General features: G+C 73.3%; 33 protein-coding genes. 12 read left to right on the forward strand and 21 right to left on the reverse strand.

Going from position 1 to position 25,571, the window contains the following annotated elements:
- Window positions 1-12 precede the first annotated feature (12 nt).
- A complete protein-coding gene (locus KIT14_20425) occupies window positions 13-504 on the reverse strand; it encodes a CarD family transcriptional regulator (GenBank protein MCW5892886.1) in 492 nt (163 codons plus the stop codon).
- On the opposite strand from KIT14_20425, the gene KIT14_20430 reads away from it, so the two are divergent.
- The 3 genes from KIT14_20430 to KIT14_20440 all read left to right on the forward strand — a co-directional run bounded on the left by KIT14_20430 (window position 488) and on the right by KIT14_20440 (window position 1,376).
- The gene (locus KIT14_20430; GenBank protein MCW5892887.1) at window positions 488-721 is read left to right on the forward strand and encodes a hypothetical protein; all 234 of its coding nucleotides are present in this window, start codon (window positions 488-490) and stop codon (window positions 719-721) included. The genes KIT14_20425 and KIT14_20430 overlap by 17 nt on opposite strands.
- 181 nt (window positions 722-902) lie before the next feature.
- Window positions 903-1,100 carry a hypothetical protein gene (locus tag KIT14_20435; GenBank protein ID MCW5892888.1) on the forward strand — a complete coding sequence of 66 codons (198 nt, stop codon included), beginning with the start codon at window positions 903-905 and terminating at the stop codon, window positions 1,098-1,100.
- A gap of 39 nt (window positions 1,101-1,139) precedes the next feature.
- A complete protein-coding gene (locus KIT14_20440; GenBank protein ID MCW5892889.1) occupies window positions 1,140-1,376 on the forward strand; it encodes a hypothetical protein in 237 nt (78 codons plus the stop codon).
- 243 nt (window positions 1,377-1,619) lie between these two features.
- On the opposite strand, the gene coaD is transcribed toward KIT14_20440, so the two are convergent.
- The gene (gene coaD / locus KIT14_20445) at window positions 1,620-2,117 is read right to left on the reverse strand and encodes a pantetheine-phosphate adenylyltransferase (protein ID MCW5892890.1); all 498 of its coding nucleotides are present in this window, start codon (window positions 2,115-2,117) and stop codon (window positions 1,620-1,622) included.
- On the reverse strand, window positions 2,114-2,686 hold the full coding sequence (rsmD, locus tag KIT14_20450; protein MCW5892891.1) for a 16S rRNA (guanine(966)-N(2))-methyltransferase RsmD: 573 nt from the start codon (window positions 2,684-2,686) through the stop codon (window positions 2,114-2,116). The genes coaD and rsmD overlap by 4 nt, the downstream gene beginning before the upstream one ends.
- A gap of 389 nt (window positions 2,687-3,075) precedes the next feature.
- Here rsmD and KIT14_20455 point away from each other — a divergent pair, with 389 nt between their 5' ends.
- On the forward strand, window positions 3,076-6,216 hold the full coding sequence (locus tag KIT14_20455) for a hypothetical protein (GenBank protein MCW5892892.1): 3,141 nt from the start codon (window positions 3,076-3,078) through the stop codon (window positions 6,214-6,216).
- Between the two features lie 138 nt (window positions 6,217-6,354).
- Here the strand turns inward: KIT14_20455 and KIT14_20460 are convergent, their stop codons facing one another.
- Genes KIT14_20460 through KIT14_20475 form a run of 4 tightly spaced genes read right to left on the reverse strand, consistent with a single transcriptional unit; the run spans window position 6,355 to window position 9,618 of the window.
- Window positions 6,355-7,086, reverse strand: a complete 732-nt coding sequence (locus KIT14_20460) for an enoyl-CoA hydratase/isomerase family protein (GenBank protein ID MCW5892893.1) — start codon at window positions 7,084-7,086, stop codon at window positions 6,355-6,357.
- Window positions 7,086-8,630, reverse strand: a complete 1,545-nt coding sequence (locus KIT14_20465; GenBank protein ID MCW5892894.1) for an AMP-binding protein — start codon at window positions 8,628-8,630, stop codon at window positions 7,086-7,088. The genes KIT14_20460 and KIT14_20465 overlap by 1 nt, the downstream gene beginning before the upstream one ends.
- Window positions 8,627-9,358: an enoyl-CoA hydratase/isomerase family protein gene (locus KIT14_20470; protein MCW5892895.1), complete on the reverse strand. Its 732-nt coding sequence runs from the start codon at window positions 9,356-9,358 to the stop codon at window positions 8,627-8,629. Before KIT14_20470 ends, KIT14_20465 begins: the two co-directional genes overlap by 4 nt.
- Window positions 9,346-9,618: an amidohydrolase family protein gene (locus KIT14_20475; GenBank protein MCW5892896.1), complete on the reverse strand. Its 273-nt coding sequence runs from the start codon at window positions 9,616-9,618 to the stop codon at window positions 9,346-9,348. Before KIT14_20475 ends, KIT14_20470 begins: the two co-directional genes overlap by 13 nt.
- Before the next feature lie 470 nt (window positions 9,619-10,088).
- On the opposite strand from KIT14_20475, the gene KIT14_20480 reads away from it, so the two are divergent.
- Window positions 10,089-10,811 carry a hypothetical protein gene (locus KIT14_20480; protein ID MCW5892897.1) on the forward strand — a complete coding sequence of 241 codons (723 nt, stop codon included), beginning with the start codon at window positions 10,089-10,091 and terminating at the stop codon, window positions 10,809-10,811.
- Here KIT14_20480 and KIT14_20485 read toward each other — a convergent pair.
- The gene (locus tag KIT14_20485; protein MCW5892898.1) at window positions 10,789-11,832 is read right to left on the reverse strand and encodes a folate-binding protein YgfZ; all 1,044 of its coding nucleotides are present in this window, start codon (window positions 11,830-11,832) and stop codon (window positions 10,789-10,791) included. The genes KIT14_20480 and KIT14_20485 overlap by 23 nt on opposite strands.
- A gap of 67 nt (window positions 11,833-11,899) precedes the next feature.
- Between KIT14_20485 and KIT14_20490 the strand changes: the two genes are divergently transcribed.
- The gene (locus KIT14_20490; GenBank protein ID MCW5892899.1) at window positions 11,900-12,688 is read left to right on the forward strand and encodes an enoyl-CoA hydratase/isomerase family protein; all 789 of its coding nucleotides are present in this window, start codon (window positions 11,900-11,902) and stop codon (window positions 12,686-12,688) included.
- A 2-nt stretch (window positions 12,689-12,690) separates the two neighbouring features.
- On the opposite strand, the gene KIT14_20495 is transcribed toward KIT14_20490, so the two are convergent.
- Genes KIT14_20495 through KIT14_20510 form a run of 4 tightly spaced genes read right to left on the reverse strand, consistent with a single transcriptional unit; the run spans window position 12,691 to window position 15,116 of the window.
- Window positions 12,691-12,993 (reverse strand): Rieske 2Fe-2S domain-containing protein, encoded by a 303-nt coding sequence (locus KIT14_20495; GenBank protein ID MCW5892900.1) that lies wholly within the window; start codon window positions 12,991-12,993, stop codon window positions 12,691-12,693.
- 32 nt (window positions 12,994-13,025) lie between these two features.
- The gene (locus KIT14_20500; GenBank protein MCW5892901.1) at window positions 13,026-13,742 is read right to left on the reverse strand and encodes a glutathione S-transferase family protein; all 717 of its coding nucleotides are present in this window, start codon (window positions 13,740-13,742) and stop codon (window positions 13,026-13,028) included.
- Window positions 13,743-13,764: 22 nt separating this feature from the next.
- Window positions 13,765-14,886, reverse strand: a complete 1,122-nt coding sequence (locus KIT14_20505; GenBank protein MCW5892902.1) for a DGQHR domain-containing protein — start codon at window positions 14,884-14,886, stop codon at window positions 13,765-13,767.
- 14 nt (window positions 14,887-14,900) lie between these two features.
- A complete protein-coding gene (locus tag KIT14_20510) occupies window positions 14,901-15,116 on the reverse strand; it encodes a hypothetical protein (GenBank protein ID MCW5892903.1) in 216 nt (71 codons plus the stop codon).
- Window positions 15,117-15,168: 52 nt separating this feature from the next.
- Between KIT14_20510 and KIT14_20515 the strand changes: the two genes are divergently transcribed.
- Window positions 15,169-15,942 (forward strand): methyltransferase domain-containing protein, encoded by a 774-nt coding sequence (locus KIT14_20515; protein MCW5892904.1) that lies wholly within the window; start codon window positions 15,169-15,171, stop codon window positions 15,940-15,942.
- A gap of 4 nt (window positions 15,943-15,946) precedes the next feature.
- Window positions 15,947-16,846 (forward strand): ribose-phosphate pyrophosphokinase, encoded by a 900-nt coding sequence (locus tag KIT14_20520; protein ID MCW5892905.1) that lies wholly within the window; start codon window positions 15,947-15,949, stop codon window positions 16,844-16,846.
- A gap of 12 nt (window positions 16,847-16,858) precedes the next feature.
- Here KIT14_20520 and KIT14_20525 read toward each other — a convergent pair whose 3' ends face one another.
- The gene (locus KIT14_20525; GenBank protein ID MCW5892906.1) at window positions 16,859-17,473 is read right to left on the reverse strand and encodes a hypothetical protein; all 615 of its coding nucleotides are present in this window, start codon (window positions 17,471-17,473) and stop codon (window positions 16,859-16,861) included.
- A 69-nt stretch (window positions 17,474-17,542) separates the two neighbouring features.
- On the opposite strand from KIT14_20525, the gene KIT14_20530 reads away from it, so the two are divergent.
- Both KIT14_20530 and KIT14_20535 read left to right on the forward strand, forming a co-directional pair.
- Window positions 17,543-18,217, forward strand: a complete 675-nt coding sequence (locus tag KIT14_20530) for a metallophosphoesterase family protein (protein MCW5892907.1) — start codon at window positions 17,543-17,545, stop codon at window positions 18,215-18,217.
- A 1-nt stretch (window position 18,218) separates the two neighbouring features.
- Complete coding sequence (locus KIT14_20535) at window positions 18,219-18,923, forward strand: HAD-IA family hydrolase (GenBank protein MCW5892908.1); 705 nt, start codon at window positions 18,219-18,221, stop codon at window positions 18,921-18,923.
- Here KIT14_20535 and KIT14_20540 read toward each other — a convergent pair.
- From KIT14_20540 to KIT14_20555, 4 genes are all read right to left on the reverse strand, one after another.
- On the reverse strand, window positions 18,914-19,108 hold the full coding sequence (locus tag KIT14_20540; GenBank protein ID MCW5892909.1) for a hypothetical protein: 195 nt from the start codon (window positions 19,106-19,108) through the stop codon (window positions 18,914-18,916). The genes KIT14_20535 and KIT14_20540 overlap by 10 nt on opposite strands.
- A 202-nt stretch (window positions 19,109-19,310) precedes the next feature.
- The gene (locus tag KIT14_20545) at window positions 19,311-20,840 is read right to left on the reverse strand and encodes a sigma-54-dependent Fis family transcriptional regulator (protein ID MCW5892910.1); all 1,530 of its coding nucleotides are present in this window, start codon (window positions 20,838-20,840) and stop codon (window positions 19,311-19,313) included.
- A 3-nt stretch (window positions 20,841-20,843) separates the two neighbouring features.
- Complete coding sequence (locus KIT14_20550) at window positions 20,844-21,692, reverse strand: HDOD domain-containing protein (protein MCW5892911.1); 849 nt, start codon at window positions 21,690-21,692, stop codon at window positions 20,844-20,846.
- Window positions 21,689-21,985, reverse strand: coding sequence for a hypothetical protein (locus KIT14_20555; protein MCW5892912.1), 297 nt, complete (start codon window positions 21,983-21,985; stop codon window positions 21,689-21,691). The genes KIT14_20550 and KIT14_20555 overlap by 4 nt, the downstream gene beginning before the upstream one ends.
- Before the next feature lie 178 nt (window positions 21,986-22,163).
- Between KIT14_20555 and KIT14_20560 the strand changes: the two genes are divergently transcribed.
- Window positions 22,164-22,436 carry a hypothetical protein gene (locus KIT14_20560; GenBank protein ID MCW5892913.1) on the forward strand — a complete coding sequence of 91 codons (273 nt, stop codon included), beginning with the start codon at window positions 22,164-22,166 and terminating at the stop codon, window positions 22,434-22,436.
- Window positions 22,437-22,481: 45 nt separating this feature from the next.
- On the opposite strand, the gene KIT14_20565 is transcribed toward KIT14_20560, so the two are convergent.
- The 3 genes from KIT14_20565 to KIT14_20575 form a co-directional block, all read right to left on the reverse strand.
- Window positions 22,482-23,690, reverse strand: a complete 1,209-nt coding sequence (locus KIT14_20565) for a D-alanyl-D-alanine carboxypeptidase (GenBank protein MCW5892914.1) — start codon at window positions 23,688-23,690, stop codon at window positions 22,482-22,484.
- Window positions 23,691-23,743: 53 nt separating this feature from the next.
- Entirely contained in the window at window positions 23,744-24,178 is a 435-nt protein-coding gene (locus KIT14_20570; GenBank protein MCW5892915.1) for a hypothetical protein, read from the reverse strand.
- Between the two features lie 75 nt (window positions 24,179-24,253).
- Window positions 24,254-24,616 (reverse strand): hypothetical protein, encoded by a 363-nt coding sequence (locus KIT14_20575; protein MCW5892916.1) that lies wholly within the window; start codon window positions 24,614-24,616, stop codon window positions 24,254-24,256.
- Between the two features lie 105 nt (window positions 24,617-24,721).
- On the opposite strand from KIT14_20575, the gene KIT14_20580 reads away from it, so the two are divergent.
- Complete coding sequence (locus KIT14_20580) at window positions 24,722-24,970, forward strand: hypothetical protein (protein ID MCW5892917.1); 249 nt, start codon at window positions 24,722-24,724, stop codon at window positions 24,968-24,970.
- Between the two features lie 66 nt (window positions 24,971-25,036).
- Here KIT14_20580 and KIT14_20585 read toward each other — a convergent pair whose 3' ends face one another.
- Entirely contained in the window at window positions 25,037-25,570 is a 534-nt protein-coding gene (locus KIT14_20585; GenBank protein MCW5892918.1) for a hypothetical protein, read from the reverse strand.
- Between the last annotated feature and the right edge of the window lies 1 nt (window position 25,571).

Raw genomic sequence — 25,571 nt, forward strand, 5'->3', positions numbered from 1 at the left:
TCGGATACACGATCAGTTTGCGAAGATCGTCTTCAGCTCCTCCATGATCTTGTCCTCGCTGAAGGACTTGGCGATCGCGAGCTCCTTCACCAACAGGTTGCGTGCGGTATCGAGCATCTTCCGCTCGCCGAACGACAGCTCCTTGTCACCCTTCAACACGAACAGATCACGCAGGACCTTGGCGATCTCGAGGACGCTGCCGGTCTTGATCTTCTCGGTGTACTCCCGATACCGGCGATTCCAGGTCTGCTGATCGATCTCGACCTTCTTGTCGCGCAGGATTCGATAGACCTTGGCGACCATGTCCTTCCCGATGATGCGACGAAGCCCTACCGCATTCACGTTCTCGGTCGGGATCATGATCGTCATGTCGCTGTCGAGGATGCGGAGCATGTAGAACTTGCGCTCCGACCCGGACACCACGCGAGTTTGGATACCTTCGATCACCCCGACGCCATGCGCCGGGTAGACGACCTTCTCCCCTACCTTGAACATCACGATCATGAAGTCGCCTCCGAAACCATCTGACGGCCTGCCATACTACGCCAATTTTCGCAGCCCCGTCAACGCGATCGCTTTCCCGCCGTCGACGCCGGGCGGGACGCCGGAAAGCGCGAAAGCGCTTCATATTTCCAGGCACAAGAGCGCACGACACCGCGCGAAAAGAGCCGCTTCCATGGTGCGCATCGAGGTCGTGCACACGGTCGTGCACACGGCATGAACGCAGGCGTGTTCGCGGTGACACGGATCGCATCTAGCTTTCCGACATTGGTTGCGAGAGGCACGGGTTTATGACACAACGCGGGAAACTTGCAGTGAAAGACCCCGCGGGAGCGTGGGGTCTGATCGCCATCCAGAGGAGGTGAGCGGGTATGAAGACTCGGGCTTTGGCACTGGCAGCCATGGTCGCGCTCAGCACCATGTCGGTTGGTTGCTCGGCGAAGAAGGAGATGGAGCGTGCGGAGGCCGCGGCGACGCGTGCCGAGGACGCTGCCCGTCGGGCCGAGGCGGCCGCGGGTCGGGTCGAGTCCGCAGCGGCCCGCGCCGAGGCGGCTGCCGAGAAGGTCGAGCGCTTGATGTCGAAGCGGATGTACAAGTAGGCCGCTTCGGCCAGCAACGTCAGGAAGAGGTCACCGAACATGAAGGTACGGGCACTGGCTGGCATCACCGCCGTCATCCTGGCCGGTTCGCTCTCCACGGGCTGTAGCTACAAGAAGAACGCGGAGAAGGCAGCGCAGCGCGCGGAGGCTGCGGCCACACGAGCCGAGGACGCTGCGCGTCGGGTCGAGGCCGCCGCTGGGCGGGTCGAGGCTGCGGCAGCGCGCGCCGAGGCGGCCGCCGACAAGGCGACGTCCGGGACGCGTTTCCACAAGTAACGCGGATCGACTTCCATCGATCCGGTCTCACAAGAGAGGCGAGGGCGAAGAGCCGTCGCCTTTTTTGTTTTCGCGCCCTGCCCCGCGATCGCCTGGGGGCGATCGCGGGGTGCGGGCGTCGCTGAGGTGAGGCACGCGAGCGCCTCGCCGATGCGCCCGCCGCGCGGCCTTCGGCGCCGGCGCGGCCATGCCGGGGCGCGGGCGATGGCGCGGATGTGCGAACCCGTGCGGTGAGGGCGACGGCTACGGACGGCGGTCGCGCGCCCGAGCGTTCAACCGCGGCAGGACGGCATCGGGCAGCAGGCCCTTCACGTCGCCGCCGAGACTGGCGACCTCCTTCACCAGCCGCGAGCTGGTGTAGAAGTGCGACTCGCCGGCCATCATGAAGATCGTCTCGACCTTCGGCTGCAGGTGGCGGTTCATCATCGTCATCTGGAATTCGTACTCGAAGTCGGCGACGGCACGCAGCCCACGCACGATGGCGGCCGCGCCGCGCGCGACGGCGTAGTCGACGAGCAGCCCGGTGAACGCGTCGGCCTGGACGCGATCGCCTTCCGCGACGAGGGTGTCGCGGATCATGGCGATCCGTTCCTCGGGCGTGAACCAGGCCAGATCCTTGTGGGGATTGTAGGCGACGGCGACGATCACCTGATCGAACACCGCCAGGCTGCGGCGCACGATGTCGACGTGGCCGTTGGTGATCGGATCGAACGACCCGGGATAGACGGCGACGCGCGTCATGCGTCCTCGGTCGCGCGCGCCAGCAGACTGAGCGTCGTCCGGCCGTGACGTCGCGACGCCACGAGTGCGAGCCCGGGCCCGGGAACCGGCGGTTCGTCCGCCGCGTGCTCCACCGCGATCCATCCGTCCTCCGCGAGCACCCCGGCTCGCTCGATCTCGTCGAGAAGCTGCTGGACGAGGTGCTCCCCGTAGGGCGGGTCGGCGAGCACCCCGTCGACGACGACGCCCTCGCGCCCGAGCGCCCGAACGGCACGTGTCATGGGCATGGTCATCACCCGCGAGCGCTCCGCGAGACCGCTGGCGACGACGTTGCTGCGCAGCACGCGAGCCGCGGCGGGCACGCTTTCGACGAAGATCGCGCTCCGCGCCCCGCGCGACAACGCCTCGATACCGAGCGCCCCGCTGCCGGCGAAGCAGTCGAGGATGCGGGCGTCGTCGAGCCATCCACGGTGTGCGAGCATGTTGAAGAGCGCGCCGCGAACCAGGCCCGACGTCGGTCTCGTTCCGCCGCCACCGGGAACCCGGAGTCGCCGGCCGTGCGCACGTCCCGCAATGACCTTGACTGCCATGGCCCTCGGCCGCGGGCGATATAGCCGGATCCCCGAGACGGGAGCAACTGCGCGCGAGCCGGTCCCCCGCCACGAGCGGCCCCGCCCGACGAATCCCCCAGCGCTGCCTTTGCAGGCAACGTCGTGAACGCGCTGCGAGCAGCGCGTTCGACGACGGCGAATTCCGCTGCGCCTGACGCGATCCGCAGCGGCATGTGACTTGCTCCGTCGGCGCGTCGACGCTGCGCGAACGAGGGAGGGCCCTGCCCGCCGAACGTTCCACAGTCGCCGTCGACCTCAACGCATCATTGCACAGGAGGCTGCACATGGCGGCGATGGGTCACGGGAGTGAGGCTGCGCGCGCGATCGCGGATCGCGCAGCGTCCACGAGAACGAAACGCGGAGCCGTCGTGCGCGGGTTGGCGCTGGCGGCCGGGCTGCTCGGAGCGCACCAGGCGTTCGCCGCCGCGCTCGACCTCGAGCGGCTCGACGGACCGACGGCGATCAAGATGATGGAGGAGGGCAAGCTCACCTCCGTCAAGCTGACGAAGGCGTACATCGCCCGCATCGAAGCGCTCAACAAGCGCGGCCCGGGCCTCAACGCCGTGACGCAGCTCAACAACGACGCGCTGAAGGAAGCGGCGCAGATGGACGCCGAGCGCAAGCGTGGCATCGTCCGGGGCCCGGCCCACGGGCTGCCGTGCCTCCTGAAGGATCTGATCGACGTGAAGGGGATGTACACGTCGAACGGCAACTACTCGCTGCGCAACTCGTTCCCCGAGGACGACGCCGGCGTGGTGAAGAAGCTGCGCGCCAGCGGCGTCGTCATCCTCGGCAAGCTCGGCCTCTCCGAGTACGCGAACAGCTTCGGCAACCAGCCGTCCGGCTTCTCGAACCTGACCGGCCAGGTCGTCCACGCGCTCGACGCCGACCAGAATCCGAGCGGCTCGTCGTCGGGCTCGGGCGCCGCCGGCGCCGCCGCGCTCTCGATGCTGACCGTCGGCACCGAGACGTCGGGCTCGATCATCAGCCCGTCGACCGCGCAGAGCCTCGTCGGCATCCGACCGACGGTGGGCCTCGTGCCCGGCTACGGCATCGGCCCGATCTCGACCTCGCAGGACACCGCCGGTCCGATGGACCGCACCGTCGCCAACGCCGCGATGCACCTCTACTCGATGTCCGGACGCGACCCCAAGAACGAGGCCGGCTATGAGCGCGTCTACGGACCGAACTGGCGCGAATCGATAACCCAGGCCCCCGACGTCGTCCCGAACTACATGCAGGCGCTCGACATCAACTTCGTGCGCGGCAAGCGCATCGGCTACAATGGCAGCTTCGACGAAGGCTCGCCGGCGAAGCTCGCGTTCGACGCCCTCGTCGCCGCGGGTGCGATCATGGTCGAGCGCCCGCAGATCGCGGTCGGCGACGTGCCTGCCCTGCCGGGCGGCTTCCAGCAGCACCAGGCGATCAACCTCTACTACGAGAACCTCGGGCCGCTGGCGCCGATCAAGAGCCTCGCGGAGGAGGTCGCCGACAACCTCGCCAACGAGCACGAGGCCCTCAAGTTCGGCAACAACTCGCACCTGAACGCGCTCGCGGCCGACGTCACGCCGAGCGGCGCCAACGACCTCGCCTACCGCGCGGCGATGCCCATCCGCCGTGCGGCCCAGTGGCGTGCCATCGATCGCATGATGGCGAACGACAGCGACGACCCGAGCGACGACTTCCTCGCCATCCTCGGCTCGGTGCCGAGCGGCGCCACCGCGGGCACGCCGCAGATCACGATCCCGATGGGCTACACGGCGACGCACCGCCGCGCCCAGGGCGTCTCGATCCACGGCAACCAGCTGAGCGAGTACAACCTGATCGGCGTCGCCTACGTGATCGAGCAGTACACGAAGCTGCGCCAGCCGGCGTCGGAGTTGAACCCGAGCATGTACCGCTGCGCGAACACGGATCCGCGGCCGCCCTACTACAAGCGTGGCGACTGCAACCCGAGCTACAACGACCTCGACAAGCCGGCGAAGAACGCGAAGGACCTCGGCATCGTGCTCGAGAACGCGACCGTGGCCCAGCTCCAGGCGCGGATGGCGGCAGGCCTGCTCACGTCCTACGACCTCACCAAGGCGTATCTCGCGCGCATCGCGATGACGAACGCCGAGGGCCCCGCGATCCAGGCGGTGCGCATGGTGAAGCCGTCGGCGGCGCTGTCGGAGGCGTCCAAGCTCGACACCCAGCGCAAGCGGGGCCTGTTGAAGGGGCCGCTGCACGGCATCCCGGTCCTGCTCGCGGACGTGATCGATGCCGACGGCATGCCGACGACGGGCGGCTCGATCGCGCTGCAGGGCGTGACCCCGAAGAAGAGCGCCACCCTGGTCGCGAAGCTCGAGGCGGCGGGCGCGATCGTGCTCGGCAAGACGAACGTCACCGAGCTGCACGGAATCTTCGACGTGAACATGCCGGAAGGGTACTCGTCGCTCGGCGGGCAGGTGATGCTGCCGTCGGACACGGACAAGACGCCCGCCGGCTCGTCCGCGGGCTCGGCGGCGGCGACGGCTGCCGGGCTCGCAGCCCTGACGATCGGCCTCGAGACCTCCACCGACTCGGCCCAGATCATCGCGCCCGCCGGCGTCGCCGGCGTGGTCGGGCTGAAGCCGACCGTCGGCCTCGTCAGCCGCACGGGCGTGCTGCCGGCGGCGAAGACGCAGGACTCCCCCGGGCCGCTCACACGGACGGTGTACGACGCGGCCCTCGCCCTCTCGGTGATCGCGGGCTACGACGCTGCCGATTCGGCGACGTGGAACGCCCCCGTGCCGTCCGACTACCTCGCGGCCCTCTCGACGACGGCGCTCGCCGGCAAGCGCGTCGCGGTGATCTCGTCGACGACCGCGCCGTATCCGACCGTGGTGAGCACTCTGCAGGGACTCGGCGCGACCATCGTCACGGTGACCGTCCCCACGCCGAGCCCGAACCCGCCCTCGATCGTGACGCGCGAGTTCAAGCGTGACCTCGATACCTACCTCGCGAGCGTGAAGATTCCCAAGGGCGGCGCCAAGTCGCTCACGGAGGTCATCGCGTACAACGTGGCGAACCCGGGCGAGGGGCTCAAGTACCAGCAGCGCGAGCTGCTCGAGGCCGCCGCGATCGACCTCGCCGATGGGGCGACGTTCACGGCCTACCAGGCCGACAGGATCGCAGGGCTGGCCTCGGCGAAGGCGGTGATCGACGGCATCCTCGCCGGCGCCGACGTCATCGTGGTCCCCAACAACCACGCGCTGGTCGGCATCGCGGACCGCGCCGGCTACCCGCTGCTCACGGTCCCCGCCGGCTATGGCACGGCCGGCGCGGGCCGCAACCCGATCGGCGTCACCTTCGTCGCCGGCGCCTTCGGCGAAGCCGGCCTGCTCGCGGCCGGCTACGCCTACGAGCAGGCGTCGAACGTGCGCATCGCGCCGAGCTACACGAACCCCAGCATGTGGCGCTGCGTGCCCGGCAGCTTCTTCTTTTCGCCGCACCACTGCCATCCGGGCGACCTCCTCGCGAGCGACTGACGAGACGACGCCCACCGACACACCAGGGGCCGCGGGCAGGACGCCCGCGGCCCCGTTGCGGTTGCGGTTGCGCCTCGCCGCGCCGTGCACGAGGCCGACGACGGCGAGCGGGGGCGCGCGCCGGCCGGCAGCGCGGGGTCACCGGCCGCGAAAGCGCGGTGGCCGTCTGGCCAGGAACGCGCGCACGCCCTCGCGGCGGTCGGCGGTCGTCTGCAGCAGGACGTAGAGATCGTGCTCGAGGGCGATGCCGTCCGCGAGCGGCAGGTCGAGCGCCCGCAGCACGGCCTCCTTGCCGTAGCGCATCGCGAGCGGCCCACGTGCCGCGAGCTCGCGCGCCAGCGCGGTGGCGGCGGCGCGCAGCCGCACCCGGGGCACCACGCGGTGCACGAGGCCCCAGGCGAGCGCCGTCCGCGCCGGGAGCGACCGTCCGAGCAGGATCATCTCGAGCGCACGCGCAGGCCCCACCAGACGCGGTAGCCGCTGCGTGACGCCACCGCCCGGCAAACGCCCGCCGGCGATCTCGGCGAGCCCGAGCCGCGTCGGCGGCGTGGCGAGCCGCAGATCGCACGCCAGCGCCAGCGCGAGGCCGAGTCCCGAGACGTCGCCGTCGAGGCATGCGAGCACCGGCAGGCCCGTCGTCGCCACCGCCTGCACCGCGGGCGACGTCGGCGCGTCCGAGCGCGGCGCCGCGAATGCCCCGACCGCCCCGTCCAGGACCAGCACCCGGATGCGCGCGTCGTCACCGAGCGCCTCCCAGGCATCGACCAACGCGTCCGGCGCGGCGAAGATCCCACCGTCGGCCGGCAGGGTGATGCGCGCCACGCCGCCCGCGACGCCGACGCGCACGGCCGGCCCGCGCGCCCGCGGCATCAGCCCTCGAGCTGCTGGCGCAGATCGCGGCGCAGGATCTTGCCCATCGGGTTCTTCGGCAGCTCGGGCACGAAGCGCACGACCTCGGGCTTCTTGAAAGTCGAGAGCCGCTGCCGGCACCACTCACCCAGCTCGTCGGCGCTGCAGGCCGCACCGGGCCGCAGCACCACGAACGCCGCGACCCGCTGCCCCCACTCGACGTCCGGCGCCCCCAGCACCGCGACCTCCTCGACCGCGGGATGCGAGCCGACGACCGCCTCCACCTCGGCCGGCGCGATGTTCTCGCCGCCGCGGATGATCATGTCGTCCTTGCGGCCGGCGACGTACAGGTAGCCGTCCGCGTCCATCCAGCCCATGTCGCGCGTCGGCAGCCAGCCGTCGTCGGTGAACGGCGACTCGCCGCCGGCGTAGCCCTTCATCGCGCGGCCGGTGCGGACGTGGATCTCGCCGACCTCGCCCTGCGGCAGCTCCTCGCCGGCATCGCCGACGATCCGCACCTCGACGTCGGGCAACGGTTTGCCGATGGAGCGCAGGCGGCGCAGGTTGCGCTCCTGCTCCTCCGCGCTGCCGTCGAGCCGGTGGTCGTCGGGGCCGAGGATCGTGAGCGTCGACGTGGTTTCGGTCTGGCCGAACGCGTTCACGAAGCCGACCCCGGTCGGAAACTGCTCGACGGCGCGGCGGATCACCGGGAACGGCATCGGGGCGCCGCCGTACGACAGCACCTCGAGGCTCGAGAGGTCGCGCCGTGCGAAATCGGGGTGGTCGAGGAGGTGCTTCATCATCGTCGGCACGACGAACGCGTGCGTGATGCGCTCGCGCTCGACCAGCTCGAGCCATCGCCCCGCCTCGAACTGCGGCATGACGACCAGGCGGCGGCCCGTCCACAACGTGGTCATCATGTTGGTCGCGCCGGCGATGTGGTAGAGCGGCGCGCACAAGAGCGCCGCCCCACGCGGCGTGCCGTCGGCGAGCTCGACGTTGGCGGTGACGTAGGCCGAGAAGTCGCCGAAGCGCAGCATGACGCCCTTCGGCAACGACGTCGTGCCGCTCGTGAACATGAGGATCGTGACGTCCTCGTCGTCGACGTCCTCCTCGACCTCGCGCTCGGCCGCCCCGGCGAGCAGCTCCTCGTACGCGCCGACGCCGTCCTGCGGGCTCTCGAAGCCGATCAGCGTGGTCAGGGCCGGCAGCCCCGGCCGCAGGCGATCGACCGCCTCGCGATAGCGGTCGCCGACGAAGAGCACGCTCGCCTCGCCCGCGCGCAGCATGTGCTCGAGCTCGTGCTCCTTCGCGCGGTAGTTCACCGGGATGAAGACGCCGCCCAGCATGGCGGTGGCGTAGTAGGCCTCGACGTAGCGGTGCGAGTTCGTGTGCAACGCCGCGACACGGGTGCCGCGGCCGACGCCCAGCCGCTCGAGCGCACCCGCGAGGCGGCGGACACGCGCCATGGCGGCGTCGTAGCTGAGGCGCTGCTCCTCGAAGACGACCGCTTCCTGCTCCGGCACGATCCCCGCCGGAATCGCGAGGAAGCTCACGGTGTTCATCGCGGCGTTCTTAGCCCGGCCGCGATCCGGCGCTCAAGCGCGACGCCGTCGGCGAGCGGCAGGTCGTGGGCGGCGCGCACGCAGCGTCGCACGGCCGCCACCAACGCGGGGTCGAGCGCCGCCAGCCGGCGTGCCAGGGCCAGCGCCGCCGTGTCGAGGCGTGCCCGCGGCACGACGCGATTCACGAGACCGAGCCGCAACGCGTCGCGTGCCGGCGTCCAACCGGGGCACAGCGTCATGGCGAGGGCGCGGCCGACGCCGACGCGCCTGGGCAGCGTCTGCGTCCCGGCCACGCCCGGGATCATCCCCACCCCGGTCTCGGGCAGGCCGAGCCGGGTGTCCGACGCCGCGACACAGAGGTCGCACAGGAGCGCCATCTCGAGCCCGCCGCCGACGGTCCAGCCGTGCACCGCCGCGACCGTCGCCGCACGCAGCCCGAGGAGGCGTCCCCAGACGTCGCGCTGGAAGCGCACGCGGCGGGCGATCACGGGCGACGGCGCCGCGCCGAACTCGCGCAGGTCGCCGCCGGTGGAGAACGCCGGCCCGTTGCCGCGCAGCACCATCGCCCGCACCTCGGGATCGTCGTCGATCGCGCCCAGCACCGCGAAGAGGTCGTCGCGCATCGCCACGCCGTAGGCGTTGAGGCACTCGGGACGATCGAGCGTCACGACGGCGACGGCGCCGCGCTTCTCGTAGACCAGGGTGGCGAACGGCCTCACGTCGCCCATGCGACCTTCCCGCCGACGACCGTGAGCCGCACGCGCGTCTCCGCCACCTCGTCGGGCGGCGCCCGCAGCGGATCGGGCGCGACGACGACGAGGTCGGCCGGCCCGCCGACGGCGAGGCGCCCGCGCGCGTCGTCGCGCAGCGCGAAGGCCGCACCGCCCGTGAAGAGTCCGAGCGCCGCCGCCGCGGACAGGCGCTCGCCCGGGCCGAGCACGACGCCGGACGGCGTGCGCCGCGTGCGTGCCGTGCCATCGCGCGCCACGGATCGGGCGGCGCGACGGGTGCGTCCGAGGCGCCGGCGAGCGGCACCCCGGCCGCGAGCAGCGAGCGTGCGCGGTACAGCCACGGCCAGGCCGCGCGCGGATGCTCGGCGCGATATGCGTCGCCGCGCAGCGCGACGAACGCGGGATTGGTCACGACGACGAGTCCGAGCCCCGCGAGCGCGGCGACGAGCGGCGGCGGGCACTCGCCGCAGTGCTCGATACGATGGCGGTGGCCGCGACGCAGCCGTACCGGCAGCGCGGCGAAGCCCGCCAGCGCGGCGACCAGCATCGATGCCGTGGTGCAGTGCACCGCCACCTGCGCCCCGCCCGCGACCGCCCGGGCGATGCGCCGTGCGAGCGTCGCCGGGTCGGGCCGCAGGCCCGCCGCATCCTCCTCGACGAGCAGCTTCACCGGCCCGGGCACGAGCGTGGCCGTCGGCGTCCACGACGCCGGCCCCGCACGCATCGCGTGGACGCGCACCGCGAGCCGGCCGGCGCGCGCCGCCGCCGTCAGCGGGGCGAGTCCGGCACGCGTGCGCGGCGTCGCGTCGGCGACGGTGGTGACGCCCAGCGCGAGGAGACGCCGCACCGCCGCGTCGAGACCGGCGGCGAGCACGGCGTCGGGCAGCGGGCCCACCAGATGCGAGAGCGCCGGCTCGTGGCCGACGACGAGCCCGTCGGCCGCCGGCGGGACGCCGGCCGGCAGCCGCCCCAGGGCACGCGCGCACAGCACCGACGCGTGCCGGCTGCGATGCCGCAGCCGCACCGGCCGGCCGCCCGCGACGGCGGCGAGCTCGTCCGCACGCGGCAGCCTCCCCGTGCGCGCTTCGTCGAGGCCCTCCGCCCGCACCCAGGCCCCGCGCGGCAGCGCCCGGGCGTGCGCGCGCACCGCACGCAGCACCGCCGCGGGCGAGTCGCACGCGCCGAGATCGAGGTGCGCGTCGCGCACCGCCAGCGCGAGCAGGTGCAGGTGCGGATCGACGAGGCCGGGAAGGAGCACCCCGCCGCCGCAGTCGATGTGCTCGGCACGCGCACCGAGCGCCCGCACGACCTCGGCGCGATTCCCGATCGCGCGCACGCGGCCCGACGCCACGCCGACCGCGCTCGCCGGCGGCTGGCGCGGATCGAGCGTGCGCACGCGCGCGTTCTCGAGGATCAGCGCCACCGGCTCAGGCGAGCGGGACCTCGGTGACGGTCGCCATCGCCATGGCGTGCCCGTGCGGGACGGCCAGCTCCGTGCCCGGATCCCAGCATTCGCGGCGGACGAAGCCGAGCGCCGCCGGCGCATCCAGGCCGAACGCGTGCGCCACCGTCGTCAGCTGGCCGACCTCCTTGCCGTCGCGCAGGAGCGCCGTGCCGGCGGGCGGCACCGGCCCCGCGAGCCGCAGCGCGCAGAGGCGCCGGTTGACGTGCCCGCGTGCGGTCCCGCGCGCCACCACCTCCTGGCCGAGATAGCAGCCCTTGGTCATGCTCACCGCGGCGCCGACGGGCACCTCGAGCGACAGCGTCTTCGCGCCCATGTCGAGGCAGACGCGCGGCACGCCGAGCTCGACGCGGCGGCCTTCCAGCGCCGCCATCCCGCACGGCTGCGCGCCGGCGGCGACGAGCACGTCCCACACCCGCGCCGCCGCACCCGCCGGCACGTGCAGCGTGACGCTGGCGCCGTCGAGCTCACCGGCGCGCACGACGCGCACCGACACGCCGCCGATCTCGCGCGCAGCGTGCGCGAACGGCGCGAGCGCCGTGGCATCGACGAGCGACGCCGCCGCCGGGCCCTCGAGGCCGAGCAGCGCCACCGCCGGCTCGGGCGTGACCAGCTCGACGTCGTCGGCAATGATGAGCGCCTCGAGCGCGGCCCGGAAGTCGGCCTCGACGCGGCGGTCGACGTCGAGCCGCAGGCGATCGGCGAGCGCCGCGACGCGCACGTCGGCCGTGACGCGCCCCTGGATCGTCAGCAGCAGCGCCGGGCCCCCCTCCCCCGGCACGAGCCGCGCCACGTCGTTCGTCAGCATGCCCTGGAGGAACGACGTCGCGTCCGGCCCGGTGGCGTCGACGAGGGTGCGGAAGCCGAGGTCGACGACGGCGGCACCCGCGCGCAGCGCGCGGTACTCCGCCGCGGCGTCGCCGAAGTCGCGCGGCAGCAGCACGCCGCGGTCGTCGTGATGGACGGCGCCGCGGGCGGCGAGGTGGGCGTGGAGCGGCGTCTCGTGCATCGCGGGCCGAGCGTGCGCCGTGCGCGCCGGCTTGACAAGAGCCGGAGCGCCGCGGGACAGGCGCGGCATGACGCCGTACACCGACATCCGCTCCGAGACGACCGACGGCATCGCCTGGATCACGATCGACCGTCCCGACGTGCTGAACGCCTTCCGCGCCCGCACCGTGGACGAGCTGATCCACGCCTTCCGCGCCGCCTGGCACGATCCGGCCGTCGGCGTGGTCGTGCTGACCGGCGCCGGCGAGCGCGCGTTCTCGTCCGGCGGCGACCAATCCGAGCGCGGCAGCGACGGCTACGGCACCGGCGCCGGCATCGGCCTCGACGTGCACGGCCTGCACGGCGTGATCCGCGCCATCCCGAAGCCGGTGATCGCGATGGTGAACGGCTACGCCATCGGCGGCGGCCACGTCCTGCACGTGCTGTGCGACCTCTCCATCGCCGCCGACACCGCGCGCTTCGGCCAGGTCGGCCCGCGCGTCGGCTCGGTCGACCCGGGGTTCGGCACCGCCTATCTCGCGCGCGTCGTGGGCGAGAAGAAGGCGCGCGAGATGTGGTACCTGTGCCGCCAGTACACGGCGGCGGAGGCGCTCGCGATGGGCCTCGTCAACGCCGTCGTGCCGGCCGCGGAGCTGCGCGCCGAGACCGAGCGCTGGGCGCGCGAGCTGCTCGAGAAGAGCCCGACGGCGCTGAAGCTCGCGAAGCAGTCGTTCAACGCCGACACCGAGCACATCGCCGGCATCACCGAGCTCGGCTTCGCGGCGCTCGAGCTCTACTATCGGACCCCCGAGGCCGACGAGGGTCGCCGTGCGTTCCTCGAGCGGCGCAAGCCGAGCTTCCGCACGCCGCGCGGCTAGGGTCAGACCTCGACGAGGACGTCGGCGCCGTCGACGCGGCAGGGGTAGCAGGAGACCTTCGTGTCGTCGGTGACGCTCTCGCCGGTGGTGAGGTCGAACTGCCACGCGTGCCACGGGCAGGTGACGAGGCAGCCTTCGAGCTCGCCTTCGGCGAGCGGCCCGCCGCGATGCGGGCACTCGTTGTCGACGGCGCGGAAGGTGCCGTCGCAGTTGAAGATCGCGATCTCCTTGCCGTCGAGCGTCACCGTCTTGCCCGTGCCGGGGGCGATGTCGGCGGCGGCACAGGCCTTCACGAAGCTGGGCATGCGGCGGCTTCTCGCACCCGACCGGGAACGGGTCAAGCCGAGAGCGCCGCGGCGATCGCCGGGACGCCGTCGAGCCGCTCGCACCAGCGCTGCACCGCCGGCGCGTCGCCCAGCAGACGAGCCTCGGCGTAGTTCCGCAGCCACGAAACCTGGGCGAACACCGCGACGTCGGCCAGCGTCGGCGCGCGCCCGACGAGGAACGCGCGACCTTCGAGCAGCCCGTCGAGCGACGCGAGCCCCGCACGCAGGCGATCCTGGAGAGACGTCACGCCGTCCGCGCCGCGGAATCCCTGACCGTGGTAACGACGCGCGATACGCGACGCGACCAGACGGCCCATCACCCCCTGGAGCGGCCCGGGCGCGAGCTCGCTCATCGTGCGCGCGATGGCGCGCTCGCGGTTCTCCGGGTTGAGCCACTTGAGCCCGCCGACGACGAAGCCCAGCGACTCGTCGGCCCAATCCTCCAGCAGGTCGCCGTAGGCGCGCGCGGCAGGATCGTGGAGCCGCAGCGCCGGCTCGGGGACGAGCGTCTCGAGATAGTGCGCGATCGCCGTCGAGTCCGCCACGGTCTGCGTGCCGTGCACCAGGACCGGCACCTTCGCCGCCGGGTTCAGGCCGCGGAGCGTGCGCAGGCCGCGCAGGGTGAGCGTCATGCGCCGGAACGGCACGCCCTTCAGCTGCAGGCACATGCGTGCCTTCGCACAGTAGGGCGAGTCGGTGAGGTCCCAGAGGAGCGCTTCGTCGGGCATCGGGCGGAGCGGGAGAGCGCGATCAGGAGCGCAGGGCGCTCTTCAGCTCGCGGACGAGGACGTCGACCGAGCCGCGGGTACCACCGGCCAGCTTGGCGCGCCACTCCCCTTCGGTCTCGAAGCGCGCGTCGCCGACGAGGTCGCCCCATGGCGCGATGGCGCGACCGATGGCGCGCGCGTCGAGCACGTCGTCGCCCGCGGCGCGGATGGCGGCGAGCACCTGCGGCACGACGGCGAGGAACGCGCGCAGCGCGGTGGCGGTCTTGATGCTGTACTTGCGGCCCGCCCACGCGCGCGGGAGCGCCTGCGCGATCTGCTTGAAGTAGCTGAGGAAGAAGCGCGGCGCGGCGTCGCGGAAGCGAGCCGACTGCGCGCCGCCGAGGGCGTCGAGGTTGGCGAAGATGGTCTTCAGCTCCTCCGCGAGCGGCGCCTGCGCGACGCGGCCGCGGCCGACGCCGAAGAGCTTGATCTCCCCGCGCAGCGGCGAGTCGGCGTGCTCGTTCAGCGCACGAATGATGTCGTGGCTCGCCGCCAACGCCTTGTCCGGATAGAGCCGCCGGCCGGACAGGCTGATCAGGTGCGACGGGTTCAGCTTCGTGTGCTTCGCGTTGATCGTGACGAAGAGCTCGACGACCTGATCGGGGGCGAGGCTGTCGAACACGATGGCCGGCACCTGCACGTCGCTCGCGCGCGGGTCGCCGAGCATCTGCGACAACGCCAGCAGCCGGTGCTGGCCGTCGAGCGCGCGCAGCGCGCCCTCCTCGGCCGGGATATGCAGGAGGCCGAGCACACGCTGGCTGCCGCTCGGCGTAAACTCGAGCCGCCGATCGGCGACGAGCAGCACGGCGCCGGCGATCGCGGGCAGGTTCCCGGTGTCGGCGCAGAGCGTGTAGTAGTCGACGAGCTCGGAGATCTTCTTGCGGATCACCGGGCGCTGATAGGCCTCGCCGCTCTCGGTGATGCGCCGCTCGAGCAGCTCCCAGTTGACCCGCGACGCCGCCGCCCTGCCCCTGCGCGGGCCGGCCTTCGCCGCGGGCCGGCCGCCGGCGTCGTAGGCGAGCACCTCGAAGCGTACGAGCCGGTCGACGTCGGCCGCTCCGAGCATCGCCTGGTAGAGCGGCACACCGAACTGGCGCAGCCGCATCGCCGGAACCGTGATCAGGACGGGCCTCCATTGGCCCACTCCTCGAGCTCCTCGAGCTTGCGCAGCCGCGCGCTGCGGATCGCCTGCTCGCGCGGCGCGCAGTCGGCCAGCGCGAGCCGTGCGGCGGTGACCGAGGCGGTGAGGATCGCGAGACAGCGGAGATGCAATCGGCGGCTGTGCCGGCGGCGGCGATGCCGCTCGACGTCCGCGTACGCGATGACCTGCCCCACGGCGGGGGCCGAAGCTACCACGGCCCCCGCCGGAAGTGCTAGGCCAGCGGCGATGGGCACGGATGCCTGGGACCCGCAGTGCTACGAGCGGTTCCGCGCCGAGCGGCGCGAGCCGTACGACGACCTCGTGGCGCTGATCGCGGTCCGCCCCGGGCTGCGCGTGGTCGACCTCGGATGCGGCACCGGCGACCTGACGGCCGACCTGCATCGCCGTCTGGACGCCGCGGAGACGCTCGGCATCGACGCCTCCGCGCGCATGCTGGCGCAGGCGCCCGCCGATCCCGGCGACGGTCTGCGCTTCCGCGCGGGCGACGTCGGCGCGTTCGCCGACACCGGCCGCTGGGACGTCGTCTTCTCGAACGCCGCGCTCCAGTGGATCCCCGACCACCCGGCCCTCTTCGCACGCCTGCGTGCCGCGCTCGCGCCGGGGGGCCAGCTCGCCGTGCAGATGCCGGCGAACTTCGACCACCCGTCGCACACCGCCGCCGCCGCCGTCGCGGCCACGCCGCCGTTCCGCGACGCGCTCGTCGGACCGCCGCGCATCCGTGCCGTGCTCCCCCCCGAGGACTACGCCCTCCTGCTCGACCGCCTCGGCGCCGCGCGGCAGCACGTCCGCCTCCAGGTCTACGGCCACCACCTCGCGTCGCGCGACGAGGTGGTGACGTGGACGCGCGGGACGCTGCTCACCGACTACGAGCGCCGCCTGCCCCCGGGCCTGTTCACCGACTTCGTCGCCGCCTACCGCGCCCGCCTCACGGCGCTCCTCCCTGACGAGCGTCCCTTCTTCTTTCCCTTCAAGCGTCTCCTCCTGTGGGCACGGTTCTGACGCCGTGAGCGACGACGCCCGTCCCCTCCTCCTCGTGCTCCCGGGCAGCGAGCACCTCGGCAACGACCTCGCCGCGACGCTCGGCGCCGAGATCGGCCGCCTCGCGCTGCGCGCCTTTCCCGACGGCGAGACCTACGTGCGGCTCGACACCGCGCCCGACGGGCGGTCGGTGATCCTCCTCTGCTCGCTGCACGAGCCGGACCGCCGGCTCGTGCCGCTGCTGCTCGTCGCCGCGACGGCGCGCGACCTCGGGGCCCGGCGCGTGGGCCTCGTCGCGCCCTATCTCGCCTACATGCGCCAGGACGCGCGGTTCCGTTCCGGCGAGGGCGTCAGCTCGCGCTACGTCGGCCGCCTGCTGTCGAGCGCGATCGACTGGCTCGTCACCGTCGACCCGCACCTCCATCGGCATCGCTCGCTCGACGAGGTGTACGCCGTGCCCGCGACCGCCGTCACCGCGGCGCCTGCGATCGCGGCCTGGCTGCGGCGCGAGGTGCGCGCACCGTTCCTCGTCGGGCCGGACGGCGAGAGCGCGCAGTGGGTGCGCGCCGTCGCGAGCGCGGCGGATGCGCCGTTCGTGGTGCTCGACAAGGTGCGCCACGGCGACCGCGCGGTCGACGTCTCGGTGCCGCGCATCGACGGTTGGCGCGACCGCACGCCGGTGCTGGTCGACGACATCATCTCGACGGCGACCACGATGGCGGAGACCGTCCGCCAGCTGCGCGGCGCCGGGCTGCCGCCGCCCATCTGCATCGGCGTGCACGCCGTGTTCGCCGCCGACGCCGAGCGCGTCCTGCGCGACGCGGGGGCCGGCCGCGTCGTCACCTGCGACACCATCGCGCACCCGACCAACGCGATCGACGTGTCTGCGCTCCTCGCCCCCGTCCTGCGCGGACACCTCGGCTGAGCCGGGGACGGGTCAGGGGAGCGGCGTGCAAGGCAACGGGGCGGGCGCGCGCGGCGTGAAGAACTTCCGCGGGTTGTCGTACTTCGCCGCAGGCGTCTTCGCCGGCGCCTCGCCGCACAGCACGACGGCGGCACCGAGCTGGAGCCGCCAGGCGACACGCTCCTGCGGCGTCGCATCGAGGCGGTAGCCCCAGAGCGCGCGCCCGCCGATCACGAACAGCTTGTCGGGCTTCAGGTAGATGCGGAAGATCGGCCCGTCGCCGGTGGTCGGGTCCTTGAACAGCCAGCCCTTGTGGTTCGACGGGCTGCCGTTGATGCGCCAGTACGCCGCCGGCAGGGTCGCGGTGTGCACCTGCGGGTTGCCCGCGACGTTGTAGATGGTGAACGTCGCGCCGTGGATCGTCGGGTCGCCGGCGCTGCCCGGGGCCGGCGGCACGATGCGGTCGTCGCCGGGCGCCACCTGCGACACCTTGGTGGACGAGCGCACCTTCACGTAGCGCGCCTTCGGCACGCCGCCGGGATCGTCCTGGAGCACGAGCGACGTCGTCGGCAGATCGAGGATGGTCTGCGCGCGGGCGCCGCCGCCGAGCAGCGCGCACCCCGCAAGCAAGAAGACGGCCCGGAGCATGCGGCCGGGGTCGTACCAAAGGGCCGGCGCCGATTGCGAGGGAAAAGTGCGTTCGCTAGGCACGACGGCGTGCGCATCGTCTGCTGCGGCGACATCCACCTCGCCTTCCGGGCCATCCTGCGCCTCGGGCCCGTGCTGCGCGAGGCCGACGTCGCCGTCATCACCGGCGACCTGACGCACTTCGGCGAGCCCGACGAGGCGCTGCGCGTGGTCGACGCGATGCGCGCCCACTGCCCCACGGTCTGGGCCGTCACCGGCAACCTCGACATGGCCTGGGTGATCGACGCGTTCCGCGCCCGGGGCATCTCGCTCCACGGCGAGGGGCGGCGGCTCGGCGACCTCGGCGTCTACGGCTGCGGCGGCTCGAACATCACCCCCATGGACACCCCGACCGAGCTCGAGGAGCACGAGCTGTACGACGTCCTCGCCCGCGGCCGCGCGGCCGTCGCCGATGCCCCACGCCAGCTCATGATCTGCCACACGCCGCCGTACGACACCGCCCTCGACCGGCTCGTGAACGGCACCCCGGTCGGCAGCCCGGCCGTGCGCGCGTTCATCGAGGCGCATCGGCCCGACGTCGCCGTCGTGGGGCACATCCATGAGGGGCGCGGCGTCGACCGCGTCGGCGACACCCTCGTCCTCAACGCCGGGGCACTGCGCGACGGCGGCTACGTCGTCGTCGACGACGACGGCGCGCGCCTCACCGCCGCGCTGCACGTGATGCCGCGCCCGCGGCCGCAGTGACGTGCCGCTGCGCGCGGTCACGCTCGACGCCGGCGGGACGCTGATCGCACCGGCCGAGCCGGTCGGCGTCACCTACGCGCGCGTCGCGGCCGCGCACGGCATCGTCGCCGAGGCGACCCTGCTCGAACGCGGCTTCCGCGACGCCTTCGCCGGCGCGCCTCCGCTGGCGTTCCCCGGCCTCGCGGGTACGGCATGCCGCGCCGCCGAGCGCGCCTGGTGGCGCGCCGTCGTCGCGCACGCGTTCGGGGCGGCCGCGGCGGAGCCCGGCTTCGAGCCGGCCTTCGCCGCGCTGTTCGCGCACTACGCACACGGGGACGCGTGGCGCGTCCTGCCCGGCGCCGTGGCGACGCTGGCGGCGTTGCGCGCCCGCGGGCTGCGACTGGCCGTCGTGTCGAACTTCGACGCCCGCCTCCACCGCGTGCTCGCGGATCTCGGGCTGGCGGCGGCGGTGGAGCGCGTGCTGGCTTCCACCGAGGTAGGCTCGGCCAAGCCGTCGGCGGGCATCTTCACGGCCGCGTGCGCGGCGCTCGGCGTCGAGGCCGGCGACGTCCTGCACGTCGGCGACGCCCCGTGCGAGGACGCCGCCGGGGCGCGGGCCGCGGGCCTGCGCGCGGTGCTGGTCGGGCCCGGTCCGCCGGCCGGCGGCGGCGTCGCCCGCATCGCGCGTCTCGACGCCCTCCCCGGCCTGGTCGACGCTCAGGCGTAGACGTCGACGAGCGCGCCCGCGACCGGCGGCAGCGTCGTGCCGTAGAGCGTTGCCGGCAGGTGGTGATTCGGACGCCGGTCCGGCTCCAGCTCCCGGCGCGCCGGCAAGCGGCGCGGCGCCGTCACCACCTCGGGGACGAGCGAGCGGCCTCGCGTCGACGGCAGCAGCAGGCGCGGCACCTCCATGCGGGATCTCCTTCGCACGACGCGTGCCGGGCGGATTCTGCCGCCCGGCACGCGTCGGCTGCCGAGCCGGATGCGCAAGGCGACGCGCAGCGCCGGCGGGGCGCCGGGCGCAACACGGCGGATTCGCGACGGTCGCCGCGCTGCGCACGCCCGTGCGCAGATCCGCAGCGGTGCGCAGGCGGGCGCGCACCCGTCGCCGCCGTCAGGCGGGTCCGAGCCGGTATCGCTTCAGCTTGTAGAGGAGAGTGCGACGGCCGATGCCGAGGAGACGCGCGGCACGGGTGCGATTCTGCCCGCACTCGGCGAGCGCCCGCTCGATGAGCCCACGCTCGGTATCGTCGACGGCGGCGCGCACCGCCGCCCGGTACTCGGGCTCCGCTCCCGGCGACGCGGCAGGCGTCTCGCATCCGAGATCCGCCGCGTCGAGGAGCGGGCCTGCGGCCATGACCACGGCCTGCTCGATCGCGTTCTCGAGCTCGCGCACGTTGCCCGCCCACGCCCGCTGTCCCAGCGCAGCGAGCGCGTCGGGTCCGAGGCGCAGGCCGGGACGATCGTGCCGGGCGGCGAAGCGCGCCAGGAAGTGCTGTGCGAGCAGCGGCACGTCCTCGGCGCGCTCGCGCAGCGCGGGGACGCGCAGGCTCGCGACCTTCAGGCGGAAGTAGAGGTCCTCGCGAAAGCGGCCCGCGCGCACCTCCGCCTCGAGATCGCGATGCGTCGCCGCGACGACGCGCACGTCGACCGGGATCGGGCGCCCCCCGCCGACCCGCGTCACCTCGCGCTCCTGCAGGACCCGCAGGAGCTTCGCCTGCACGGCGAGCGTCATGTCGCCGATCTCGTCGAGGAACAGCGTCCCGCCGCTGGCACGCTCGACGAGGCCCACCCGCCGCTCGACGCCGGTGGCCACGCCCCGCTCGATGCCGAAGAGCTCGCTCTCGAGCAGCGACTCGGGCAGGGCTGCGCAGTTGAGCGCCACGAACGGCCCCTCGGCGCGCCGCCCGCCCCAATGGAGGGCGCGCGCGACGAGCTCCTTGCCGGTGCCGCTCTCGCCGAGGACGAGGACGGTGACGTCGGCCTCGGCGAGCCGCTCGACCGCGGACAGCAGGCGCCGGAACGCGGGGCTCACCCCGATCAGGGCGGCGCGCCCGAAGCGGTCGCCGAGCTCGGCGCGCAGCGTGCGGTTCTCGCTGGCGAGACGCTCGGTGAGCGCCGCGCTCTCGAGCGCCAGGCCGACCACCGGGGCGACGAGGCCGACGAGGCGGGCGCGCTCCGGATCGTCGCCGCCGTCCGGGGCGCCGACGCCGAGCACCGCGAGCACGCGGCCGCGCGCACGCAGCGGGTGCAGCGCGAGCGCGCCGGTGCCCTCCGCTCCCGCCGGCAGCTCGGCGCCCGTGAGCGGCGCCACCGGCTCGCCCGCCGCGGCACGACCGAGCGCGCCCGCCGCGGCGAACGCGACGAGCGGGCCGTTGCCGGGCACGGCCGGGGCGGCGTCGTCGGGGCCGTAGCGCGCCGCGAGTCGCACGCCGCCCTCGAGCGCGTCGACCCCCCACAGCGCGACCAGCTCGACGCCGAGCTCGGCACGCAGCAGCTCGACGAGCGCCCGCGCCACGCCGGCGGTCGTCGCCTCGCCGGCGAGCGCGTCGCCGACGAGCCGCACGAACGACAGCTCCTCGAGCCGGCGCAGCAGCTCGGCGTTCGCCGCGCGCAACGCCTGCTTGAGCGGCTCGTCGGCCATGGTCTAGCCGTGCAGCGCGACCTGAGCGTCGCCGAGGTCGCGCTCGAAGACGTCGAGCACCTGGTCGAGGTCGTCGGGCGAGAGCCCGAGCCGTCGCCACGCCTCGGGCGCGATCTGCGGAATGCGCCCGTCGCCGCCGAAGCCGTAGCCGACCGCGCGCACGAGGGTGTTGGCGACGTGGACGACGGCCGCCTCGACCGGGAACGCGCGCGCGTGCGTCGGGCGGTGGTGGCAGACGATGGGCTCGAGGAGCCGCGGCGGGAAGCGCCAGCGCGTCAGCAGCCACGAGGCGACCTCGGCGTGGTCGACGCCGAGCAGTGCCCGCTCGGCGTCGCGGAACGCGAGGCCCTCGTCGCGCGTGCGCGCCAGTACCGCGGCGAACGCCTCGGGGGCCTGCTTGTAGAGGACGACCTTGCCGATGTCGTGCAGCAGGCCGGCGCCCGAGACCTCCTCGGGCTTCTTCAGCGCGAGATGCTTCGCGAGCGCGCCGGCGGCCACGGCGGTGCCGATCGAGTGCTCCCAGAAGCCGGCGAGGTCGATGCGCAGGTCGAGCACCGCCGTGCCGTAGAGGAGCGACCGCGTCACCGTCGTGCCGAGCACCGTCAGCGCCTGGGTCACGGTGCCGACGGTGCCCGAGAGGCCGTAGAAGGCCGTGTTCGCGAGCCGCAGGAGGTGCGCGGTCAGGACCTGGTCGGTCTCGATCAGCGCCGCCACGTCGGAGAGATCGGCGTCGGGACGCTCGAGCAGCTCGACGATGCGCCCGACCACGGCCGGCAGCGTCGGCAGCTCGCGCAACCGCTCCACCTGGCGGCGGACCGCCTTGGCGTCGAGGCGGGCGCCGGGCTCGATCACGCGTCGCCCTCCACCCGCAGGCGCTGCTCGCGAGCGATCATGCGGTTCCGCAAGCATGTATGCACGGCTGCGAGGACCGGATCGCCGGCCTCGCGGGCGAAGCGCGCGTCGAGGTCGGCGAGCGCCTGCTCCAGATCGACGTCGACCTCCCAGGGCGCGACCGCGTCCTCGCTCACCCACACGCGCTCGACGTCCTGATCGCGTAGGGCGCGCAGCAACGACGGCGTGAGCCGCGTGCCCACGCCCGCCATGACGGCGCCGTCGGCTGCGGTCAGCGCCCGCGCGAGGTGCATTCCCGCGCGAGCGAAGCGGAGATGGATTCGCGTCATCCCGAGCGACCCCTGCGACGACGCTAGCGGCCGCTTTCGGGACTCTCAAACCGCCGGTGTTCCTTGACACTTGCCCATTCCGGGAGGATTGAGCGTGCCGCGCGCCGGCGGGAGTCGCCGGCCCGGAGGGAGGAAAAAAGCAGTGAGCGGACGTACGATTCTCGCGACGGCGGCGGCCGTCATGCTGAGCCTGGGGCTCATGGTGTCGCCCGCGCCGGCAAAGGGCGGCCCGAAGTGCCCCAAGCTCTGCCGCAGCGAAATCTCGGCCTGCAAGGCGGAGTGCACGGGCACGAAGAAGGAGAAGGGCAAGTGCAAGCGGGCTTGCAAGAAGGAGCTCGTCAACATCTGCAAGGCGCAGCCGGCGCCGCGCTCGAGCTGCCTGCCGGCATCGCCCTCGGGCGCATTCCTGAACTGAACCGCTTCGCGTCGGTCGGGGACGCCACGCGTCCCCGACCGCGCTCTACCGCTGCGCGGTCGTCGCGGCCGCGGGCGCCGCATCGGCGCTGGGTAGGCCCCAGTTCCAGAACCAGGCGAGCCAGCCCGCCGACGCGACCGTGCTGCCGGCGACGACGGGCACGCGGCCCAGCACCTGGTCGCCGCGCCGGACCACGACCTCGCCCATCGCCTGCTCGCGCTGCACCGGCGCCTGCACCAGCCGTGGGATGCGTGCCTCGACCGCGAGGCCCTTGTCCTCGGCCCGCTTCACGAGCACGCGCAGGTCCGACACCGGCAGCGCGTCGACGGTGGTCGCGCTGCCGCTCGACACCGGCACGGTGCCGATCGCGACGCCGCGCCGCGCGGCGACGACGGACCGCCAGGTCGCGAACGTCTCGCTCATGATCCGCGACGCCTCCGCGAAGCACGCCTTCTTCGTGGGCGCACCGAGCACCACGGCGACGATGCCGAGATCACCGCGCTTCGCGCTCGCCGTCACCGAGAAGCCCGACGCCGCGATGTAGCCGGTCTTCAGCCCGGTGATACCGTCGTAGGTGCGCACGAGGTGGTTCGTGTTGCGCATCTCGAAGGTGCCGTTCCGGAACGTCGTCTGGTCCGTGGCCGCCCAGCGCATCGCCTCGGGGAACTTCATGAGCTCGCGGCCGAGCGTCGCCAAGTCGCGGGCCGTCATCATGTCGGGCTCCTGGCCGCGCTCGGGCGGCAGGCCGTGGACGCTCGCGAAGCGCGTGCCGGTGAGCCCGAGGGCGCGGGCGCGCGCGTTCATCTGCTCGACCATCGCCTCGTTGGAGCCGGCGAGGTGCTCGGCCACCGCCACGGTCGCATCGTTCGCCGACGCCACCATGACCGCCTCGAGCATCTGGCCGAGCGTGAACTGCTCGCCCCGCGCCAGATACACCTGCGAGCCGCCGGTCGCCTCCGAACGCGCCGACACGGAGACCGGGTCGCCGAGCGACGCCTGGCCGGCGCGCACGCGCTCGAGTGCCAGAAGGACCGGCATCATCTTGGTCATCGACGCGGGCGGCCACGACTTGTCGGCGTCCTTCTCGGCCAGGACGGCGCCGGTGTCGGCATCGACGACGAGGTAGGCGACCGGCTCGTTGCGTGCCGCCGACGCGGCCGCGGCCTTCGGCGCGCTCGTCTTCGGGGCGCCTGCCGCCAACGACGCCCCGGCGAGGATCAGTACCAGCGCTCCCACACCCCGTCGTGCCTTCATCCCCACGCCCTCCGTCTTCCCTCTCGGCCGGGCCCCTGCCCGACCCCTCCCCACTACCCGCCCAGCGCGTGCAGCGCCACGTCCCGGGAGATCAGCTGCTCGGGCTCCGCCCGGATGACCTCGCCGCCGCTCTCGAGCTCGCCGTCGAGCAGCAGCCCGCCGATGTCGGACGCCCGCCGCAGGAAGCTCACGAACGCCTCCCGCGCGAGACGTTGCGGGACGTAGCCGCGGCTCGAGACCAGCTGGCTCCACACCGGACCGACCGCCTCGTCGCTCGTCCACACGAACAACGTCCAGCCCCAGTCCCAACGCCCGCCGAGGTACTCGGCCGCCGTGCGCCGGGCCGGCGGACGCCAGAAGACCAGATAGTCGTTGGTGCCACCGAAGGCGCGACGGGCGATGGCGTCGATCGCGACGCCGACCCCACGGCGAACACGCCGGCGCGCGCGGAAGTCGACCTCGATGACCTTGGCGCGCAACGCGGTCACGTGGGGTCGAGGCTACCAGCGGCTCTGCATACCGTCAACGCAAAGGCCGCGCGCAGCAAAGGCCGCGCGCAGCCGTCAGTTGCCCCAACGCGTGTCGGCCTGCGCGGCGAGGTGCTCCAGCATGCGCTGCTGCGCCGTCTGCATCGCGACCGCGCGCACCATCTGCTGCGCGCGCTGCGCCAGCGGCACCGTCGCGACGAGGCCGGCGAGCTCGGCCTTCGACAGCGAAGCGATGGCGTCCTTCATCTCGTCGATCGCCTCTTCGGGCATGCCGGGCACGTCCACCGCCGCGGTCACCTCGAGGGCCTGGGAGAAGCGCCGCTCGAACTGCGCCCGCGCCGACGCCCGCTCTTCGGGCGTCGCCGTCGCGTCGAGCTTCGTGAGGGCGGCGTCGTAGAGCTCGTCGAAGGCCGCCAGGAGCGCGTCACGTCCCGTCATGCCTCCTTCGGTAAGCACGCCCCGGCCGTCTGCCAAGCCCCTCCGCGCCGCCGCCGCGCTCGACACGCATTGACAGCCCGGGGAGCCGCGGATAGCGGCCGGATCGTGCGCAACACGGTGATGGTGGCGGTGGCGTTGTCGACGCTCCTCCTCGGCGGCCCGACGGGAATGCGCCCGGCCACAGCGGACGACGCCAGTCGGGCGAACGATGCGGCCGCGCGCGCGGAGCGGGCGGCCGAGCGCGCCGAGCGCGCCGCCGAGCGCTCCGAGGCCGCGGCGAAGCGGGTCGAGGACGCGCTGACGCGCATCGAGCGCCTACTCGAGCGCTTCGAGCGCTCCGAAGCCGGACGCTGAGCGCGGCGCGCGCGGCCCGGCCGCCGCCACGGCGCCGCGTCGGTCGCCGGGCTGTGCGGATCGACGTCAGCGCGCGCGCACGAACGGATAGTCCCGCCGCAGCTCCCGCGGCAGGAGCGCGATCCCCGCCTCGGTGCCCAGCATCTCGACGAGCACGATGACGTCCGCGTCCTTGAACGACACCTTCGGCGTGCGTCCCGAAGCCGCGAGCGTCTTCCAGACGTGGTCGCCGAGCCGTCGCTCGGCGGCGAGCGTGTCGAGGTGCCCCTTGAGGCCGCGGCGGTTGATGCGGACGAAGAAGGCACCGTCGGGCATGCGCGGGACGAGCGCGTCGAGCGCGGGGCCGAGCTTCGCGAGCGGGTCGGCGAGCTCGAAATGGACGACGACGTCGATCGGCACGACCTTCGCGAGCGTGGCCTTCAGACGCTCGTCGGCCGCGTAGGCCTCGCGCAGCGCGTCCAGGAAGGCCTGGCGGTCCTCGACGCGCCCGATCAGCACGTTGCGATAGCCGCCGCCGCCGAACTTCCCGAACCGCTTGAGGCCGCCCTGGAGCGCGGGACGCAGGCCCTCGAAGGACGTCGCGAGGACGTTCCAGTCCATG

It is taken from the genome of bacterium, from assembly GCA_026129405.1.
In the GTDB taxonomy this organism is placed as follows: domain Bacteria; phylum Desulfobacterota; class Binatia; order DP-6; family DP-6; genus JAHCID01.

What these genes read in the sequence shown, in the direction of transcription:
- KIT14_20565 (MCW5892914.1), bottom strand. Translation starts at nt 23,690, where the DNA reads ATGAAGGCACGACGGGGTGTGGGAGCGCTGGTACTGATCCTCGCCGGG.
- KIT14_20540 (MCW5892909.1), bottom strand. Translation starts at nt 19,108, where the DNA reads ATGGAGGTGCCGCGCCTGCTGCTGCCGTCGACGCGAGGCCGCTCGCTC.
- KIT14_20525 (MCW5892906.1), bottom strand. Translation starts at nt 17,473, where the DNA reads ATGCTCCGGGCCGTCTTCTTGCTTGCGGGGTGCGCGCTGCTCGGCGGC.
- KIT14_20515 (MCW5892904.1), top strand. Translation starts at nt 15,169, where the DNA reads ATGGGCACGGATGCCTGGGACCCGCAGTGCTACGAGCGGTTCCGCGCC.
- KIT14_20425 (MCW5892886.1), bottom strand. Translation starts at nt 504, where the DNA reads ATGATCGTGATGTTCAAGGTAGGGGAGAAGGTCGTCTACCCGGCGCAT.
- KIT14_20555 (MCW5892912.1), bottom strand. Translation starts at nt 21,985, where the DNA reads ATGCACCTCGCGCGGGCGCTGACCGCAGCCGACGGCGCCGTCATGGCG.
- KIT14_20460 (MCW5892893.1), bottom strand. Translation starts at nt 7,086, where the DNA reads ATGCCGCGGGCGCGCGGGCCGGCCGTGCGCGTCGGCGTCGCGGGCGGC.
- KIT14_20435 (MCW5892888.1), top strand. Translation starts at nt 903, where the DNA reads ATGGTCGCGCTCAGCACCATGTCGGTTGGTTGCTCGGCGAAGAAGGAG.
- KIT14_20495 (MCW5892900.1), bottom strand. Translation starts at nt 12,993, where the DNA reads ATGCCCAGCTTCGTGAAGGCCTGTGCCGCCGCCGACATCGCCCCCGGC.
- KIT14_20585 (MCW5892918.1), bottom strand. Translation starts at nt 25,570, where the DNA reads ATGGACTGGAACGTCCTCGCGACGTCCTTCGAGGGCCTGCGTCCCGCG.
- KIT14_20465 (MCW5892894.1), bottom strand. Translation starts at nt 8,630, where the DNA reads ATGAACACCGTGAGCTTCCTCGCGATTCCGGCGGGGATCGTGCCGGAG.
- KIT14_20485 (MCW5892898.1), bottom strand. Translation starts at nt 11,832, where the DNA reads ATGCACGAGACGCCGCTCCACGCCCACCTCGCCGCCCGCGGCGCCGTC.
- rsmD (MCW5892891.1), bottom strand. Translation starts at nt 2,686, where the DNA reads ATGGCAGTCAAGGTCATTGCGGGACGTGCGCACGGCCGGCGACTCCGG.
- KIT14_20470 (MCW5892895.1), bottom strand. Translation starts at nt 9,358, where the DNA reads ATGGGCGACGTGAGGCCGTTCGCCACCCTGGTCTACGAGAAGCGCGGC.
- KIT14_20505 (MCW5892902.1), bottom strand. Translation starts at nt 14,886, where the DNA reads ATGCGGCTGCGCCAGTTCGGTGTGCCGCTCTACCAGGCGATGCTCGGA.
- KIT14_20545 (MCW5892910.1), bottom strand. Translation starts at nt 20,840, where the DNA reads ATGGCCGACGAGCCGCTCAAGCAGGCGTTGCGCGCGGCGAACGCCGAG.
- KIT14_20490 (MCW5892899.1), top strand. Translation starts at nt 11,900, where the DNA reads ATGACGCCGTACACCGACATCCGCTCCGAGACGACCGACGGCATCGCC.
- KIT14_20440 (MCW5892889.1), top strand. Translation starts at nt 1,140, where the DNA reads ATGAAGGTACGGGCACTGGCTGGCATCACCGCCGTCATCCTGGCCGGT.
- coaD (MCW5892890.1), bottom strand. Translation starts at nt 2,117, where the DNA reads ATGACGCGCGTCGCCGTCTATCCCGGGTCGTTCGATCCGATCACCAAC.
- KIT14_20575 (MCW5892916.1), bottom strand. Translation starts at nt 24,616, where the DNA reads ATGACGGGACGTGACGCGCTCCTGGCGGCCTTCGACGAGCTCTACGAC.
- KIT14_20500 (MCW5892901.1), bottom strand. Translation starts at nt 13,742, where the DNA reads ATGCCCGACGAAGCGCTCCTCTGGGACCTCACCGACTCGCCCTACTGT.